General features: G+C 63.7%; 17 protein-coding genes and 1 other RNA gene. 8 read left to right on the top strand and 10 right to left on the bottom strand.

Annotation, left to right across the window (positions count from 1 at the left end; translation table 11 throughout):
* Positions 1 to 6 precede the first annotated feature (6 nt).
* The 4 genes from AA0Z93_RS06805 to AA0Z93_RS06820 all read left to right on the top strand — a co-directional run bounded on the left by AA0Z93_RS06805 (position 7) and on the right by AA0Z93_RS06820 (position 1,480).
* Positions 7 to 261 (top strand): TIGR02449 family protein, encoded by a 255-nt coding sequence (locus AA0Z93_RS06805; protein WP_296266785.1) that lies wholly within the window; start codon positions 7 to 9, stop codon positions 259 to 261.
* Positions 258 to 575: a cell division protein ZapA gene (locus AA0Z93_RS06810; protein WP_296266787.1), complete on the top strand. Its 318-nt coding sequence runs from the start codon at positions 258 to 260 to the stop codon at positions 573 to 575. Before AA0Z93_RS06805 ends, AA0Z93_RS06810 begins: the two co-directional genes overlap by 4 nt.
* Positions 576 to 592: 17 nt before the next feature.
* A non-coding RNA gene (gene ssrS, locus AA0Z93_RS06815) (6S RNA) lies at positions 593 to 772 on the top strand.
* Between the two features lie 78 nt (positions 773 to 850).
* A complete protein-coding gene (locus tag AA0Z93_RS06820; protein WP_413045820.1) occupies positions 851 to 1,480 on the top strand; it encodes a 5-formyltetrahydrofolate cyclo-ligase in 630 nt (209 codons plus the stop codon).
* On the opposite strand, the gene AA0Z93_RS06825 is transcribed toward AA0Z93_RS06820, so the two are convergent.
* Positions 1,477 to 1,626, bottom strand: a complete 150-nt coding sequence (locus tag AA0Z93_RS06825) for a hypothetical protein (RefSeq protein ID WP_296266790.1) — start codon at positions 1,624 to 1,626, stop codon at positions 1,477 to 1,479. The genes AA0Z93_RS06820 and AA0Z93_RS06825 overlap by 4 nt on opposite strands.
* Positions 1,627 to 1,799: 173 nt before the next feature.
* On the opposite strand from AA0Z93_RS06825, the gene AA0Z93_RS06830 reads away from it, so the two are divergent.
* Complete coding sequence (locus AA0Z93_RS06830) at positions 1,800 to 2,252, top strand: EVE domain-containing protein (RefSeq protein WP_413045819.1); 453 nt, start codon at positions 1,800 to 1,802, stop codon at positions 2,250 to 2,252.
* Positions 2,253 to 2,270: 18 nt separating this feature from the next.
* Here the strand turns inward: AA0Z93_RS06830 and AA0Z93_RS06835 are convergent, their stop codons facing one another.
* Complete coding sequence (locus tag AA0Z93_RS06835) at positions 2,271 to 2,678, bottom strand: flagellar basal body-associated protein FliL (RefSeq protein WP_413045818.1); 408 nt, start codon at positions 2,676 to 2,678, stop codon at positions 2,271 to 2,273.
* Between the two features lie 158 nt (positions 2,679 to 2,836).
* Between AA0Z93_RS06835 and AA0Z93_RS06840 the strand changes: the two genes are divergently transcribed.
* Positions 2,837 to 3,829: an NADPH:quinone oxidoreductase family protein gene (locus tag AA0Z93_RS06840; RefSeq protein ID WP_413045817.1), complete on the top strand. Its 993-nt coding sequence runs from the start codon at positions 2,837 to 2,839 to the stop codon at positions 3,827 to 3,829.
* On the opposite strand, the gene AA0Z93_RS06845 is transcribed toward AA0Z93_RS06840, so the two are convergent.
* From AA0Z93_RS06845 to trxA, 6 genes are all read right to left on the bottom strand, one after another.
* Complete coding sequence (locus AA0Z93_RS06845; protein ID WP_413045816.1) at positions 3,820 to 4,470, bottom strand: gamma-glutamylcyclotransferase; 651 nt, start codon at positions 4,468 to 4,470, stop codon at positions 3,820 to 3,822. The genes AA0Z93_RS06840 and AA0Z93_RS06845 overlap by 10 nt on opposite strands.
* Positions 4,471 to 4,615: 145 nt before the next feature.
* Complete coding sequence (locus AA0Z93_RS06850; RefSeq protein ID WP_413045815.1) at positions 4,616 to 5,584, bottom strand: CDP-6-deoxy-delta-3,4-glucoseen reductase; 969 nt, start codon at positions 5,582 to 5,584, stop codon at positions 4,616 to 4,618.
* Positions 5,584 to 7,050 carry a 4-hydroxy-3-polyprenylbenzoate decarboxylase gene (ubiD, locus tag AA0Z93_RS06855; RefSeq protein WP_413045814.1) on the bottom strand — a complete coding sequence of 489 codons (1,467 nt, stop codon included), beginning with the start codon at positions 7,048 to 7,050 and terminating at the stop codon, positions 5,584 to 5,586. The genes AA0Z93_RS06850 and ubiD overlap by 1 nt, the downstream gene beginning before the upstream one ends.
* Positions 7,051 to 7,130: 80 nt before the next feature.
* Positions 7,131 to 9,086, bottom strand: a complete 1,956-nt coding sequence (locus AA0Z93_RS06860) for an acyltransferase family protein (RefSeq protein ID WP_413045813.1) — start codon at positions 9,084 to 9,086, stop codon at positions 7,131 to 7,133.
* A gap of 297 nt (positions 9,087 to 9,383) precedes the next feature.
* A complete protein-coding gene (gene rho / locus AA0Z93_RS06865; protein WP_181111034.1) occupies positions 9,384 to 10,643 on the bottom strand; it encodes a transcription termination factor Rho in 1,260 nt (419 codons plus the stop codon).
* Between the two features lie 230 nt (positions 10,644 to 10,873).
* Complete coding sequence (gene trxA, locus AA0Z93_RS06870) at positions 10,874 to 11,203, bottom strand: thioredoxin TrxA (protein WP_413045812.1); 330 nt, start codon at positions 11,201 to 11,203, stop codon at positions 10,874 to 10,876.
* Positions 11,204 to 11,519: 316 nt separating this feature from the next.
* Between trxA and ppx the strand changes: the two genes are divergently transcribed.
* Positions 11,520 to 13,022: an exopolyphosphatase gene (ppx, locus tag AA0Z93_RS06875; RefSeq protein WP_413045811.1), complete on the top strand. Its 1,503-nt coding sequence runs from the start codon at positions 11,520 to 11,522 to the stop codon at positions 13,020 to 13,022.
* On the opposite strand, the gene ppk1 is transcribed toward ppx, so the two are convergent.
* Positions 13,009 to 15,234, bottom strand: a complete 2,226-nt coding sequence (gene ppk1 / locus AA0Z93_RS06880) for a polyphosphate kinase 1 (protein ID WP_413045810.1) — start codon at positions 15,232 to 15,234, stop codon at positions 13,009 to 13,011. The genes ppx and ppk1 overlap by 14 nt on opposite strands.
* 45 nt (positions 15,235 to 15,279) lie before the next feature.
* On the bottom strand, positions 15,280 to 16,290 hold the full coding sequence (gene hemB / locus AA0Z93_RS06885) for a porphobilinogen synthase (RefSeq protein ID WP_413045809.1): 1,011 nt from the start codon (positions 16,288 to 16,290) through the stop codon (positions 15,280 to 15,282).
* Positions 16,291 to 16,498: 208 nt separating this feature from the next.
* Between hemB and AA0Z93_RS06890 the strand changes: the two genes are divergently transcribed.
* Entirely contained in the window at positions 16,499 to 17,146 is a 648-nt protein-coding gene (locus AA0Z93_RS06890) for a DedA family protein (protein ID WP_413045808.1), read from the top strand.
* Positions 17,147 to 17,165: the final 19 nt, after the last annotated feature.

Below are 17,165 nucleotides of genomic sequence, written 5' to 3' on the forward strand. Positions count from 1 at the left end.
AGAGGCATGATCGTCGGGCGACTCAACAACGGAGTGAAGCGAGTGGAACCCACTCAAGAGAACGACCTGCAACGGCTGATGAGCCGCTTCGAAGTCCTGATCGACCGGGTCGAGCAACTAAAACGGCGAAATGCACTCCTAATGGCTCAGGAAAAATCCTGGCGCGAGGAACGCGCGCACCTCATCGAAAAGAACGAGATCGCCAAGCGCAAGGTCGAATCGATGATCGTGCGCCTCAAGGCCCTGGAGCAAGACTCATGAGTTCACCCAACAGCGTCACCGTGCGGATCCTCGACAAGGATTACTCCATCATCTGTCCGCCCGAAGAGCGCAACAACCTGGTCGGAGCCGCCCGCTACCTGGACGGCAAGATGCGCGAGATCCGCAGCAGCGGCAAGGTGATCGGAGCAGACCGCATCGCGGTCATGGCCGCACTGAACATCACCCACGAATTGCTGCATCGTCAGGAGTCGCCCGCGTCCGCCCCGGCAGGCACCACGCGCGAGCAGGTACGCGATCTGCTCGACCGTGTCGATCAGGCACTCTCCGACGACACGGGTACCAAAATCGACTGAGGTAGGTATACTGGCGCCACTCCCTGGTGGATGCGCCAGTCGGTTATGTCCCTGAGCCGATACGCTTAACCACGGGGGTTGCACGCTGAGGTGGGTGTGCATGTCCGCTCGACGGAAAGCCTTAACGCCTCCTGCAATCTCCACCTTGAACTTTCGGGTTCAAGGGCTACACCGATAGCGGTCCTATCGGGGAGCCCGAATTTCTTCGCCCGCCTACCCTGGCGGGCGTTTCGTCTGCGCCGCCAATGCCGGCCGCTTCCGGGACCGCCAGTGCCATGACCGACACCGCGCCGCTCACCCGCCCCCAACTTCGACGTCAGTTGCGCAAGGCCCGCCGCGCCCTCAGCGCAGCGCAGCAGCGCGACGCCGCGCGGGGCCTGTACCGACAACTGGCCCAGCACCCGCTGTTCCGCCATGCCCGGCACATTGCCCTGTACCTGCCCAACGACGGCGAAATCGACCCCAAATGGCTGATCCGCGAGGCGCACAGGCGCGGCAAGCATGTGTACCTGCCCATCCTGCACGCCTGGCCGCGCACGCACATGGTCTTCCAGCGCTTCGAAGCGGGCGAATCGCTGCGCCGCAACCGCTTCGGCATTGCGGAACCTGTGGTCAACCGCAAACGCCAACGGCCGATCTGGGCGCTGGACCTGATCCTGTTGCCATTGGTGGGTTTCGATGAAGACGGTGGCCGGCTGGGCATGGGCGGCGGCTTCTATGACCGCAGCCTGGCGTATCGGTCGCGGCGCACGACATGGAACAAGCCGCTGTTGCTGGGGCTGGCCCATGAGTGCCAGAAGGTCGAGCGGCTACAACAGGCCAGCTGGGACGTGCCGCTGGCAGGCACGGTGACGGACAGCGCCTGGTACCTGGCCGCCGCCGAAGCGTCGCAAGGCCCGACTTAACGCGGCGTTTGCACCTGCGCTACAGGGGTTTGGTAGGCTGCGTCGAGCTTGCGCTCCCACAGGCTTTGCGCATAACCGGTGGTCACGACGCCGAGGCCGAAAATGAAGACCAAGACCCACAGCAGATCCGGTTTGCGTTTGTTCATCGATTGCCCCCCAGGCAAACAGAAATGCCCTATTGCGCAGTGCGTCATGAGGGCAGCTAGCTTGAAAATCGGGCGCATTCTGCGCTAACCCAGGCCGCCAGGCAAATGCTGAAAACGACCGGTGGTCGGTTTCATGAAACAGATTATTACCACGATTGTCCGGAGCACTTCTCATGGCCCATTGGCTGATGAAATCCGAGCCCGATGAGCTCTCCATCGAAACGCTGGGCCAGTTGGGCGATGCCCGCTGGGATGGCGTGCGTAACTATCAGGCGCGCAATTTCCTGCGGGCGATGAGCATAGGCGACACCTTCTTCTTCTACCACGCGAGCTGCCCACGGCCAGGCATCGCAGGTATCGCGCAGATCATGGCGGCGGCGTATCCCGACCCTACCGCACTGGATGCGAGCAGCCCGTACCATGACGCCAAGGCCAGCGCCGAGAAGAATCCGTGGAGCGCCGTAGATGTGAAGCATGTGCGCACTTTTGCCCACGTATTGGACTTGGGGCTGCTCAAGCAGCAGAGCGCGCTGGCCGAACTGGCCTTGGTGCAAAAAGGCAGCCGCCTGTCGGTGATGCCGGTCAGCGAAGCCCAATGGGCGGCGGTGCTGGCCCTGGCGACCTGAGCGAGCCCGCCCAGCCGATCACTGCACGATGAGGTTGTTGAACAGCAGGTCCTCGACGATCGGCTTGCCCTCTTCGGCTTGTAGTACTTGCTGCACCTGCTTCAGGGCTTCTTGACGCAAGTGCTCCTTGGCCTCGACGTTGCTCATGCCGTCGACCGTCTGCTGGGTGAACAGCGCCACCAACTGGTTGCGGATCAAGGGCTCGTGCAACTTGACCGCCGCTGCGGCCTCGGCACCGGTCACGCGCAGGGCCACATCGGCCTTGTAGACATGCAGCTTGGCGCTGCCGTCCAGCGCGTAGTTGCCCACGAAAGGCGGTGTCAGGCTGTAGTAGGCCACTTTCGCCTCGCCTTCCTTGGCCTCTTCCTCGGCCAGGGCCGCCATGGGCAGCATCAGGGCCAATACCATCAAGATCCACGCTTTCACCAATTCCGCTCCTTCCTCAAGATGGCCCCCAGCTTAACCAGCGGGCCAAGCAAACCCAAACCCCAGCTTATGCGACACCATCAGTTGCGGCCATGCTCGTTGACCGGACCTGGGGCATTCCTACACTTATCGGCCACGACCCGCAAAGGAAGAGTCCGATGAAAGCGCTGAGATGCAAAGCCCTGGGGCCGGCCAGCCAACTGCTGCTCGAAGACGTCGCCGAGCCGGACCTCGGGCCGAATCAGGTGTTGCTGCGCGTGCATGCAGCCGGGGTCAACTTCCCCGACACGCTGATCATCGAAGGCCGCTATCAATTCCAACCGCCATTGCCTTTCTCGCCCGGTGGCGAGGCGGCAGGCGTGGTGGCCGCAGTCGGCGGGCAAGTCACGGGCTTGAAAGTCGGCGATCGGGTCATGGCGTTGACCGGCTGGGGCAGTTTTGCCGAGTACGTGGCGGTCGACCAGCATCAGGTGCTGCCGATGCCGGCCGCCCTGGATTTCACCACCGCCGCCGGTTTCGCCATGACCTACGGCACCGCCCTGCACGCGCTGACCCAGCGCGGCCGCCTGCAACCTGGGGAAACCCTGCTGGTGCTGGGCGCTTCGGGCGGCGTGGGCCTGGCGGCGGTGGAGATCGGCAAGGCCCTGGGCGCACGCGTCATCGCCGCCGCCAGCCATCCGGACAAATTGGCCGTGGTCCGGCAGGCCGGAGCCGATGAAGTGGTCGACTACAGCCAAGCCAGTTTGAAAGACGAGATCAAGCGCCTGACCGCCAGCCAGGGCGTGGACGTGGTGTTCGACCCGGTCGGCGGCGCGCTGACCGAGCAAGCCTTGCGCGGTCTCGCCTGGGACGGCCGCCTGCTGGTGGTCGGTTTTGCCAGCGGTGAGATCGCCCAGCTCGCCGCCAACCTGACCTTGCTCAAAGGCGCCGCGGTGGTCGGCGTGTTCTGGGGCGCCTTCGCCCAACGCCAACCGCAGGACAACGCCGCCAATTTCCAGCGCCTGTTCGCCTGGCACGCCACCGGCCAGCTCAAACCCCTGGTGTCGCAGACCTACAGCCTGGCTGACGCCGGCCAGGCCATCGAGCGGCTGGCCCAGCGCCAGGCCGTGGGCAAGCTGGTGGTGCAGGTGATCGCAGACGCTCAGGCCTGACGCAGCGTGTGGCAGCGCTTGAAGCGCGCCTCCAGGTTGCGGTCGGGCATCTGGTGCGTACGCAAGGCTTGCAGTGTTTGCTCGACGTAATCGCGGGTCGTGCCGAAATGCCCTTTGGCACAGGCGAGAATTTCCCCGAGCAACGTGTCCGGCAGGTTGCCGGCATAGCACGGCAAATGCCGTTCCAGCACGAAGCCTAGCGCCTGTACCCGGCTGCCGTCGGCCAGACGGCAATTGAGCCAATGCGGCCGATAGGCCGGGAACGGCATCTCACGCCGCCATAGCGCCAACAGCGAGTCGTGCAGACCGACGTCGTCCAACCGATAGGCGAAACCGCTGCACGAACCGCCGCGATCCAGGCCGAACACCAGCCCCGGCGTCTGCGGCGTACCACGATGCGCGTGGGACCACAGATACAGGCCACGGTGATAGCCATGCACCCGCGCCCGTTGGCGCTCCAGCGCATGGCATTCGGGCCGCCAGATCAATGAGCCGTAGGCGAACAGCCAGACCGGCCCGCCGGCATGGCGCGCCATGGTGGTCGTCATCGAATGAAGCAGCTGCTCTTCGGTCAGTTGCTGACCGAAATCGAGCCGCGGAGGGTAAGACACTTGCCAAGGACCGGATTCGATTGCCGACATGGTGCGCCGCCACTGTTTCCCAGAAACCACAGAAGGTTCCAACTCTAACGCAGTGATGCGCTAACAGATTCGCCGTTAGGCAGAAAGTCGGAACTTTCATCGAAAGCGGGGTTACGCCTCGCGCTCGATCGAGGGAAAACCGGCCTCAGCCACGCGGCGCGTAGGCGAACACATCGGCGCGCATCTGGTGCGCGTCCATTCCCGCTTCGACCAGGGCATCGAGGGTGGCGTAGACCATGTTGGGCGACCCACTGGCGTAGACGTGCACTTCGCCAAGGTCGGCGATGTCTTCGCAGACTGCCGTGTGCAGCAGCCCGCAGCGCCCTTCCCAACCACACACGTCGCTGACCACCTTGTGCAGGAACAGGTTGGGCCGCTGCGCCCATTCGTGCCAATGCTCGATGTGGTAGAAGTCTTCGGGCTGGCGCACGCCCCAATACAGATGCACCGGGTGCTCGAAGTCCTGCGCCCGGCAATGCTCGAGCAGGCTGTGCATCTGCGCCATGCCGGTGCCAGCGGCGATCAGCACCAACGGCCCGTCGGGCAGCTCGGCCAGGTGCGCATCGCCGAACGGCATCTCGATACGCGCCAGACGCTCGCGCCTGAGCTGCTCGATCAGCGCCTTGGCGCCTGCCTCGCGGGCCAGGATGTGCAGCTCGAGGTCACGCCCACCATGGGGCGCGGACGCCAGGGAAAATGCGGCCTTGTTCGCGCCTTCGCGCTCGATCATCAGGTACTGCCCGGCGTGGTAGCGCACGGTTTTGCCGGCCGGGCCACGCAGGCGCACACGCCACACGTCGCCGCCGACCTCCAGGCATTCGCTGAGGGTGCAGGTCAGCTTGCGCACCGGCAGCTCGCCCAGAGCCAGCACCCCGTCCCAGAGCAACACGCAGTCTTCGAGCGGCTGCGCGATGCAGGTGAACAGCTCGCCATGGTCGCGAACCTCGCCGTCCTGGCGTACCCGCCCCTCCACCAGCAACGCCGCGCAGACGTGGCAGTTGCCGTTGCGGCAGCTGCTCGGGCAGTTGTAGCCCAAGCGCCGCGCCGCCTCCAGAATCCGTTCTCCGGGCTCGAGCGAAAGCACGGCCCCGGATGGCTGCAAGGTCACCTGCATCAATCTATTCCCAACTGGTCCCACAGCTCATCGATACGTCGGGTGACGGCCTCGTCCTTGACGATGGCGCGCCCCCATTCACGCGTGGTCTCGCCTGGCCACTTATGCGTGGCATCCAGGCCCATCTTCGACCCCAGCCCCGACACCGGCGACGCGAAGTCGAGATAGTCGATCGGGGTGTTGTCGATCAGCACCGTATCACGCTTGGGGTCCATGCGCGTGGTGACGGCCCAGATCACATCGTTCCAGTCGCGGGCGTCGATGTCGTCGTCGGTGACGATGACGAACTTGGTGTACATGAACTGTCGCAGGAACGACCACACCCCCAGCATCACGCGCTTGGCGTGCCCCGGATACTGCTTCTTGATGGTCACCACCGCCATGCGGTACGAGCATCCTTCCGGCGGCAGATAGAAGTCGACGATTTCCGGGAACTGCTTTTGCAGGATCGGCACGAACACTTCGTTGAGCGCCACGCCGAGAATGGCCGGCTCGTCCGGTGGCCGGCCGGTGTAGGTGCTGTGGTAGATCGGGTTGCGGCGATGGGTGATGCGCTCGACGGTGAACACCGGAAAACTGTCCACTTCGTTGTAGTAGCCGGTGTGGTCGCCATATGGCCCTTCGGGCGCCATCTCGCCGGGGTGGATCACGCCTTCGAGGATGATTTCCGCCGTGGCCGGCACTTGCAGATTGTTGCCCCGGCACTTGACCAGTTCGGTACGGTTGCCGCGCAGCAGGCCGGCGAAGGCATATTCGGACAAGGTATCGGGCACGGGCGTCACCGCGCCGAGAATGGTCGCAGGGTCAGCGCCCAGTGCCACGGCCACGGGGAAGGGTTCGCCCGGGTGCTTCTCGCACCAGTCGCGGTAGTCCAGGGCGCCGCCGCGGTGGCTCAGCCAGCGCATGATGACCTTGTTGCGGCCGATCACCTGCTGACGGTAGATGCCCAGATTCTGGCGCTCCTTGTGCGGCCCCTTGGTGACCGTCAGGCCCCAGGTGATCAACGGCGCGACGTCGCCCGGCCAGCAATGCTGCACGGGCAGCATGCCCAGGTCGACGTCGTCGCCTTCCAGGACGATCTCCTGGCAGGGCGCGTCCTTGGTCACCTTGGGCGCCATGGAAATGATCTTCTTGAAGATCGGCAGCTTCGACCACGCGTCGCGTAGCCCCTTGGGCGGCTCGGGCTCCTTGAGAAAGGCCAGCAGCTTGCCGATCTCGCGCAGCTCGCCCACCGATTCGGCGCCCATGCCCATGGCGACCCGCTCGGGCGTGCCGAACAGGTTGCCCAGCACCGGGATGTCGAAACCAGTGGGTTTTTCGAAGAGCAACGCCGGCCCTTTTGCGCGCAGGGTGCGGTCGCACACCTCGGTCATTTCGAGCACCGGCGAGATGGGCACCTGAATGCGTTTCAACTCTCCGCGCTGCTCAAGCTGCTGCACGAAATCCCGAAGATCCTTGAATTTCATCGACCATGCCAGTTAGAAAATAGGCGTACATCCTACCCGCTCTGACGGGCAAACAGCAGCCCGTCAACGCCCGGCATCGCTCAGTCGTGGCGCGTGCCCAGCAACACGGGCGCAAACAGTGGGCCGAGCCTGGCGCTCCCTGCATCGGACAAGTGATCTTCGTCTTTGTACTGCGAAGCTCCGTCGACCTCGATGCTGCAAACGCCATCGGTGCACATCAGCGGCGTCGGATCGATGACATGGACTCCCGGATCGGCTTCGCTCAAGGACGCAAACAAGCCGCCGATGAACCGCTGCCGCGCTAGATGCTCCTGGATCGGGCGCCCCAAGCCGTCGGCCGATCGCCCGACCCGCGCCAGGCTGGTCAGACGGTTGATGCTGCCCTTGCGCTGCAGCGGCACCTCCTTGAACAGCCAGACCTGCATCCCGGCCTCTCGCAACGCAGCCACGCGCGCCCTGACGGCGGCGGCCATGCGTTGCTCGGCCTGGGCGCTATCGTCGTGGGCGTCGAGCAGGAGCGTTCTGTCGCCATCCTCGCGTCCGTAGACATACAAGCTCCAATTGGACGCCAACACGACATCCTCGATCCCGAGACCGAGCATCTTGTCCATGGTCTGCCGATTGAAATCCCGACAGTGCTGGCTGGGCTCATCGCTCAGAATCGGTGGGCAGCCGCCCATGCTGAACAGCCACACCGACCGGCCTCCATCACGGGCATTGCGCTCGATGGCCGGCATCAAGGCGGCAGCGTGGCTGTCCCCCCAAAATGCCTGGGTCGGCGGCTTGGCCTGCTCTCCGCCAACCAGGCACGCTTTGTCTATCGATTCGTCCTGCGTCGCCGCCATGCACGTCATCTGCCCGGCTCGCCATTCACGGGCCTGCGCGTATTCCAGCGCCTTGCCGCTCAGACGGCCTGGCACACCATCGGCGGCGCGAATCGCCGAACCGATCGCCACCAGTACGACGATGGTCGCCAAGCCACCGGCCAATATGGACGTACGCCCTGCCAGCAAACGTCTTTCCCGAAACGGTAGTTCGACATAGCGCAGGCTCAGCCAGGCCAGGCCGAGTGCCAGGCCCATCCAGCCCAAGGCCTCAAGCGGCTGGATCCCGTCGGTGGAAACGGTGTTGGCATATACGTAGACCGGCCAGTGCCACAGGTACAGCGAATAGGACAGCAACCCCACCCAGACCAACGGCCGCAGACTCAGCAGCCGCACCGCCGGGCCTGGCCCCTGCGCGCCGGACCAGATCAGTGCGGTGGTGCCCAGAACTGGCAACAGGGCCGCCCAACCCGGAAACAGCGTAGAGCGGTCGAACGTGAACACGGCCACGAGGACCGCCACCATGCCGGCGAGTCCGATCATCTGGTATATCCAGGGGCGCACAGCTTGCCTGGGCGCAGGCAGCACCGCGAGCATGGCCCCGCACAGCAGTTCCCAGGCGCGGGTGGGCAGCGAGAAGAAGGTGAATGCCGGCTTGTGCTCGATACAAGCGATGTTCAGGCCGAACGAAACCAGCAACAAGCCCAGCAACATCCAGCGCCAGTGTCTGAGAAAGCGCAGCAGCGCCACCATGATCAGCGGAAAGAAGATGTAGTACTGCTCTTCGACCGCCAACGACCAGGTGTGCAGCAATGGCTTGAGGTCAGAGGCAGGCTCGAAGTAGCCGTGCTCGCGCATGAACAGAATGTTGGCGATGAACAGCGACTGATACCGCACGGTGCGGCCCAGCTCGGAAAAGTCCTTCGCGCCCAGCAACAGCCAACCCATCGCCAGGGTCGCCAGCACGACCACGCTCAAGGCTGGAATGATGCGGCGCGCGCGACGCGCCCAGAAGTCGATGAAACTGAAGCGTCCCGTGCTGATTTCGCGCAGGAGGATCGAGGTGATCAGAAACCCCGAGATGACGAAGAACACATCCACACCGACGAAACCGCCGCTGAATGCATCGAATCCAAAATGAAACAATACGACGGGAATCACCGCCAGCGCTCGCAATCCATCGATATCGCGGCGATTACCAAACGTGTGCATGAAATAAACCTCAGCTGCTTTCGAAGCAGCGTTCCTTGGAGGCGCGAAGTCATCAGCCGCGCCAACACCCGTCCAAATGCAAACAATAGGGGGCGAAAAGCGTCCTTGCGGTTAATGCCGGTCATTCAAGCAATTGGGGCCGCCTGGCGGCCCATCGCGGCTGAAGCCGCTCCTACAGGATTGCGCCAGTTCTGTAGGAGCGGCTTCAGCCGCGATGGGCTGCAAAGCAGCCCCAATCAACACTATTTCGGCTTAACTGACGGGCATTGCCCTTCCAGGCGCCTTAGACAGCCAATGTCACTTGCGCTTCATCGACAGGAAGAACTCGTCGTTGGTCTTGGTCTGCTTGAGCTTGTCGATCAAGAACTCGATGGCGGCGATTTCGTCCATCGGGTGCAGCAGCTTGCGCAGAATCCACATGCGCTGCAGCTCGTCGTCGGCGGTCAGCAGCTCTTCGCGGCGGGTACCGGAGCGGTTGATGTTGATGGCCGGGAACACGCGCTTCTCGGCGATGCGACGGTCCAGGGGCAGCTCCATGTTGCCGGTACCCTTGAACTCTTCGTAGATCACTTCATCCATCTTCGAGCCGGTCTCGACCAGCGCGGTGGCGATGATGGTCAGCGAACCGCCTTCCTCGATGTTGCGCGCGGCGCCGAAGAAACGCTTGGGCTTCTCCAGGGCATGGGCGTCGACACCACCGGTGAGGACCTTGCCGGAGCTCGGGATCACGGTGTTGTAGGCTCGCGCCAAACGGGTGATGGAGTCGAGCAGGATGACCACGTCCTTCTTGTGCTCGACCAAACGCTTGGCCTTCTCGATGACCATTTCGGCGACCTGCACGTGGCGGGTCGGCGGCTCGTCGAAGGTCGAGGCGACCACTTCGCCACGCACGGTGCGCTGCATTTCGGTCACTTCTTCCGGGCGCTCGTCGATCAGCAGGACGATCAGGTGGCACTCGGGATTGTTGCGGGTGATGTTGGCCGCGATGTTCTGCAGCATGATGGTCTTACCGGCCTTGGGCGGTGCGACGATCAGGCCGCGCTGGCCTTTGCCGATGGGCGCGCAGAGGTCGATCACGCGGCCGGTCAGGTCTTCGGTGGAACCGTTGCCGGCTTCCATCTTCAGGCGCTTGTTCGGGAACAGAGGGGTCAGGTTCTCGAACAGAATCTTGTTCTTGGCGTTTTCCGGGCGGTCGAAGTTGATGGTGTCGACCTTCAGCAACGCGAAGTAACGCTCACCTTCCTTCGGCGGGCGAATCTTGCCAACGATGGTGTCACCGGTGCGCAAGTTGAAGCGGCGGATCTGGCTCGGCGAGACATAGATGTCGTCGGGGCCGGCCAGGTACGAAGCGTCTGCCGAACGCAGGAAACCGAATCCATCCTGGAGAATCTCCAGCACGCCGTCACCCGAGATCTCTTCGCCGCTTTTCGCGTGTTTTTTCAGCAGGGAGAAGATCACGTCCTGCTTGCGCGAACGGGCCATGTTTTCGATGCCCATCTGCTCGGCCATTTCCAGCAGATCGGTAATCGGCTTTTGCTTGAGTTCTGTCAGATTCATAGAGGGAGTGACGTAATCATGTAAGAAGGGGGGAATTAAGCTTCTGGCTTAATGAAGCCGCGCCGCAAGATTGGCGACAGGATCGCGTACTGATTCGAATTGGGAGTGCGTCGGCGACGGCGTGCAGGGGGCACTGGAGAAGCAGTGCGAGGCCGAATGTAACACTTGCTTTTTTCGGCGTCTAGGGGACGGAAAAAGAAAAGCCCCGGGATTCCGGGGCTCTCACTGCATCACAGATTGGCGTCGAGGAAGGCTGTCAGCTGCGATTTGGACAGGGCGCCGACCTTGGTCGCTTCGACGTTACCGTTCTTGAACAGCATCAGGGTCGGGATGCCGCGCACGCCGTGCTTGGCCGGGGTTTCGGCGTTTTCGTCGATGTTCAGCTTGGCGACGACCAGCTTGCCTTCGTAGGTGCTGGCGATGTCGTCCAGTACCGGCGCGATCATCTTGCAGGGGCCGCACCATTCGGCCCAGTAGTCGACCAGCACCGGCGTTTCGGCCTTCAGGACTTCGGCCTCGAACGTGGCGTCGGTGACGTGTTTGATAAGATCGCTGCTCATGGATATCTCCAGGTCATAAGGCAAAATCGTCGTCCATCATAGCTGGCCCCACGTTTTACCGGAAGTGACGTCCGATTGACTATGACTATCGCGACGCAAGAGCGGACGAATCAAGCGTGGACACGGTTGTCACAACCCAGACTCCATATTCTTTCGCCGAGACGAATGGACGGATGTGCCCTTTCGCACGCACGGCGTCGAACGCTGCGCAGGCCCTCATGCGCTTGTCCTGCATCAAGGCACGATGCATGGTGCGTTGGCGAAGGCCGACGATCGTGGCACGATTGCCGAGTTATCGACCGAGAATCCCCAGATCATGCCGCATAAAAACGCGAAGAGCTTGTCGTTGATCGCCGCCATCGACCTCGGCTCCAACAGTTTCCACATGGTAGTGGCCAAGGCACACCATACCGAGATCCGCATTCTCGAACGCCTGGGCGAAAAGGTGCAGCTCGCCGCCGGCATCAGCGAGGAGCGCCTGCTCAGCGAAGAGGCTATGGAACGTGGTCTGGAGTGTCTCAAGCGCTTCGCCCAGCTGATCCATGGCATGCCGCCGGGATCGGTGCGCATCGTCGGCACCAACGCCCTGCGCGAGGCGCGCAACCGGGCGGTGTTCATCCAGCGCGCCGAAGCCATCCTCGGCCACCCGGTGGAAGTGATCTCCGGGCGCGAAGAGGCGCGTCTCATCTACCTGGGCGTGTCCCATACCCTGGCCGACACCCCCGGCAAGCGCCTGGTGGCCGACATCGGCGGCGGCAGCACCGAATTCATCATCGGCCAGCGCTTCGAGCCGCTACTGCGCGAAAGCCTGCAGATGGGCTGCGTGAGTTTCACCCAGCGCTATTTCCGCGACGGCAAGATCACCCCGGCGCGCTATGCCCAGGCCTACACCGCCGCGCGCCTGGAGCTGATGAGCATCGAGAATGCCCTGCACCGCCTGACCTGGGACGAAGCCATCGGCTCGTCGGGTACCATCCGCGCCATCGCCACCGCCATCAAGGCCGCAGGGCAAGGCAGCGGCGAAGTCAATGCCGACGGCCTGGCCTGGCTCAAGCGCAAACTGTTCAAACTCGGCGACATCGACAAGATCGACTTCGACGGCGTGAAGCCCGACCGGCGCACGATCTTCCCCGCAGGCCTGGCGATTCTCGAAGCGATCTTCGACGCCCTGGAACTGGCGCGCATGGAGCACTGCGACGGCGCCCTGCGCGAGGGCGTGCTGTTCGACCTGCTAGGGCGCCACCACCATGAGGACGTACGCGAACGCACCCTCAATTCGTTGATGGAGCGCTACCACGTCGACCAGGACCAGGCGGTGCGCGTCGAGCGCAAAGCGCTGCACGCCTTCGACCAGGTCGCCGGTGCCTGGCAACTGGACGACGGCAACTGGCGCGACCTGCTCGGCTGGGCGGCGAAAGTGCACGAGGTGGGCCTGGACATCGCCCACTACCACTATCACAAGCATGGCGCCTATCTGATCGAGCACTCGGACCTGGCCGGCTTCTCCCGCGAAGATCAGCAAATGCTGGCCCTGCTGGTACGCGGCCACCGGCGCAACATCCCCAAGGACCGCTTCGCCGATTTCGGCGAGGACAGCGTGCAGTTGATTCGCCTGTGCGTGCTGCTGCGCTTCGCCATCCTGTTCCACCACATCCGTGGCACGCAGCAGATGCCCACCGTGACGCTGCAAGCGGGCGAGCGCAGCCTGGAAGTGATTTTCCCGCAAGGCTGGCTGGAACAGCACCCGCTGACCCAGGCCGACTTCGCCAACGAGGCGCAGTGGCTGACCCGGGTCGGCTTCGACCTCAGCGTACGTTGAGGACCGGGTTGCTCAGGCGCTCCAAAAGAGTCGCCTGGGCGTTGCGCGAGTTCTGGTTGCCGGTCGGCGTGCTGCGCACGTAGCGCCCGTCGGGCTGCAAGGCCCAAGCGTGGGTGTTGTCGGTCAGGTAGCTTTCCAGCTCCTTCTTCACCCGCAGCAGCAGCTTCTTGCCCTCTACCGGGAAGCAAGTCTCGACGCGCTTGTCGAGGTTGCGCTCCATCCAGTCGGCACTGGACAGGTAGATCTGCTCTTCCCCGCCATTGAGGAAGTAGAACACCCGCGTGTGTTCCAGGAAGCGGCCGATGATCGAGCGCACGTGGATGTTGTGCGACACCCCTGGAATGCCAGGCCGCAGGCAGCACATGCCGCGCACCACCAGATCGATGCGCACGCCGGACTGGCTGGCCTTGTACAGCGCCTTGATGACCTTGGCATCGGTGAGGGAGTTGAACTTGGCGATGATGTGCGCCGGTTTGCCGTCCAGGGCGAACTGGGTTTCCCGGGCGATCATGTCGAGCATGCCCTTCTTCAGGGTGAAGGGCGCGTGCAGGAGCTTCTTCATGCGCAGTGTCTTGCCCATGCCGATCAACTGGCTGAACAGCTTGCCGACGTCTTCGGTCAGCGCCGCATCCGAGGTGAGCATGCTGTAGTCGGTGTACAGGCGGGCGTTGCCGGCGTGGTAGTTGCCGGTGCCCAGGTGCGCGTAACGGACGATGTCGCCCTGCTCGCGGCGCAGGATGAGCATCATCTTGGCGTGGGTCTTGAAGCCGACCACACCGTAGATCACCACCGCACCGGCCGCTTGCAGGCGGCTGGCCATCTGCAGGTTGGACTCTTCGTCGAAGCGCGCGCGCAGCTCGATCACCGCGGTGACTTCCTTGCCGTTGCGCGCGGCATCGACCAGGGCGTCGACGATTTCCGAGTTGGCACCGCTGCGGTACAGGGTCTGGCGCACCGCCAGCACGTGTGGATCTTTAGCGGCCTGGCGCAGCAGGTCGACCACCGGCGTGAAGGATTCGAACGGGTGCATCAGCAGCACGTCCTGCTTGCTGATGACGCTGAAGATGTTGTCGGCGTTCTGCAGGATTTTCGGAATCGCCGGAGTGAACGGGACGTATTGCAGCTGCGGGTGGCTGTCCAGCCCGGTGATGCTGAACAGGCGGGTCAGGTTGACCGGGCCGTTGACCTGGTACAGCTCGCTTTCGCTCAGGTTGAACTGCTTGAGCAGGTAGTCGGACAGGTGTTTGGGGCAGGTGTCGGCCACTTCCAGGCGCACCGCATCGCCATAGCGGCGCGAGAACAGCTCGCCGCGCAGGGCGCGGGCCAGGTCGTCGACGTCTTCGGAGTCCAGCGCCAGGTCGGCGTTGCGGGTCAGGCGGAACTGGTAGCAGCCCTTGACCTTCATGCCCTGGAACAGGTCGTCGGCGTGGGCGTGGATCATCGACGACAGAAACACATGGTTGGCGCCCGTGCCGCCCACCTCTTCCGGCACGCGGATCACCCGCGGCAGCAGGCGCGGCGCCGGAATGATGGCCAGGCCCGAGTCGCGGCCGAAGGCGTCCACCCCTTCCAACTCGACGATGAAGTTCAGGCTTTTATTCACCAGCAGCGGGAACGGGTGGGTCGGGTCCAGGCCGATCGGGGTGATGATCGGCGCGATCTCGTCGCGGAAGTAGCGGCGCACCCAGCTTTTGAGTTTGGGCGTCCAGTAGCGGCGGCGGATGAAGCGGATCTGATGCTTTTCCATTTCCGGCAGCAGCACGTCGTTGAGGATGGCGTACTGCCGGTCCACTTCGAAGTGCACCAGCTCGCTGATGCGCGCCAGGGCCTGGTGCGGTTGCAGGCCGTCGGCACCGGCCAGTTCGCGGGCGAAGGTGATCTGTTTTTTCAGGCCCGCCACGCGAATTTCGAAGAACTCGTCGAGGTTGCTGGAGAAGATCAGCAGGAACTTGAGCCGCTCGAGCAGCGGATAGCTCTCGTCCAGCGCCTGTTCCAGGACGCGGATGTTGAACTGCAGCTGCGAGAGTTCGCGATGAATGTACAGGCTGCTGTCGTCCAGGCTCGGCACGCTGATCACCGGCGCGGGCACCGTTGCGACGACCTCCATGACCGGCTCGGGCGTCGGCGTCAGGTCCGGTGGGGTCTGCGTGAGTTCTTCGGGAGCGGCTCGCAGGCTTTTGGCTTCGACCGGGCTTGGCACTTCGTTATTCATCGCTAATTCCTGTAGGACGGCCCATGGGGACGCGCCGGTGCGGGCTTACTGCCCTCTGAGCAATTGCGCCGCACGCACGGCGAAGTAGGTCAGGATGCCATCGGCCCCTGCGCGTTTGAAAGCGGTCAGCGATTCGAGGATCACCGCCTCGCTGAGCCAGCCGTTGTCGATGGCGCCTTGGTGCATGGCGTACTCGCCGCTGACCTGGTACACGAAGGTCGGCACCTTGAATTCGGTTTTGACCCGATGAACGATGTCCAGGTACGGCATGCCCGGTTTGACCATGACCATGTCAGCACCTTCGGCCAGGTCCGTGGCCACTTCGTGCAGGGCCTCGTCGCTGTTGGCAGGGTCCATCTGGTAGGAGGCCTTGTTGGCTTTGCCCAGGTTCAGCGCCGAGCCGACCGCGTCGCGGAACGGGCCGTAGTAGGCGCTGGCATACTTGGCCGAGTAGGCCATGATGCGCACGTTGACGTGACCGGCCACTTCCAGGGCTTCGCGGATCGCGCCCAGGCGGCCGTCCATCATGTCGGATGGCGCCACCACCTGCGCACCGGCCTCGGCGTGGGACAGCGCCTGGCGCACCAGCGCGTCGACGGTGATGTCGTTCTGCACGTAGCCGTCTTCGTCGAGGATGCCGTCCTGGCCATGCGTGGTGAACGGATCGAGCGCCACGTCGGTGATCACGCCCAGCTCCGGGAAGCGCTCGCGCAGGGCTCGGGTGGCGCGCTGGGCGATGCCGTCCGGGTTCCAGGCCTCGGCGCCGTCGAGCGATTTCTTTTCCGTCGGCGTGACGGGGAACAGCGCCAGGGCCGGGATGCCCAGTGCCACCCACTCCTGCGCCGCTTCGAGCAGCAAGTCGATGGACAGACGCTCGACGCCCGGCATGGAGGCGATGCTTTCGCGGCGGTTTTCGCCGTCGAGCACGAACACCGGCAAAATCAGGTCATCGACGGTCAGGACGTTTTCACGCACCAAGCGACGGGAAAATTCGTCCCGACGGTTACGGCGCAAACGGGTGGCAGGAAACATACGGTTGGCGGGGGTAAAGCTCACGGCAGACTCCTGAGCCCGCGCAGGCGGGCGGCGCGACAGTTATAAGCGGCCATTATGACCCCTGCATGACAGGGAAGGACAACCCTGCGACTCGTGGACGCATGCCGCAAGCGTGTAGGAAATGTTCACGTCAGGACACATTTGGACACTTTCCCCCACGTCCACTAAGGGGTAGGCTGCGCGTTCATTTCGCCAGCCCCCCCATGCCATGCTTCAACAATTCCTGCACGATTTTGGCTACTTTGCCCTATTTCTCGGCACGTTTTTTGAAGGCGAGACCATCCTGGTGCTTGCGGGATTCCTCGCGTTCCGCGGTTACATGGACATCAGCTGGGTAGTGGTGGTTGCGTTCTTCGGCAGCTACGCCGGCGACCAGCTGTGGTATTTCATGGGCCGCCGCCACGGTCGCGCCATCCTGGCGCGCAGGCCGCGCTGGCAGGCCATGGGCGACAAGGCGCTGGACCACATCCGCCGCCACCCCGACATCTGGGTGCTGAGCTTCCGCTTCGTCTACGGCCTGCGCACGGTCATGCCGGTGGCCATCGGCCTGTCGGGCTATCCGCCGCGCCGCTATCTGCTGCTCAACGGCATCGGCGCCGCCGTCTGGGCCCTGGCGCTGGGCGCGGCGGCCTATCACTTCGGCGCCATCCTCGAAGGCCTGCTGGGCAATGTGAAGAAGTACGAGCTGTGGGTGCTCGGCATCCTGCTGGTGCTGGGCCTGGGCCTGTGGATACGCCGCTACGTGCGCAACCAGCGGGCCGAGCGCGCCGAACGTGCCGCCGCAGCCCTCGCGGCCCAGGCCGAAGACACCCGCCCCAAACGCCCCGATGCGGATACCGAGCACGAGCAGCGCTGAGCGTGTGACTGAACACCCT

Source organism: Pseudomonas phoenicis, assembly GCF_047302395.1.
GTDB lineage: Bacteria > Pseudomonadota > Gammaproteobacteria > Pseudomonadales > Pseudomonadaceae > Aquipseudomonas.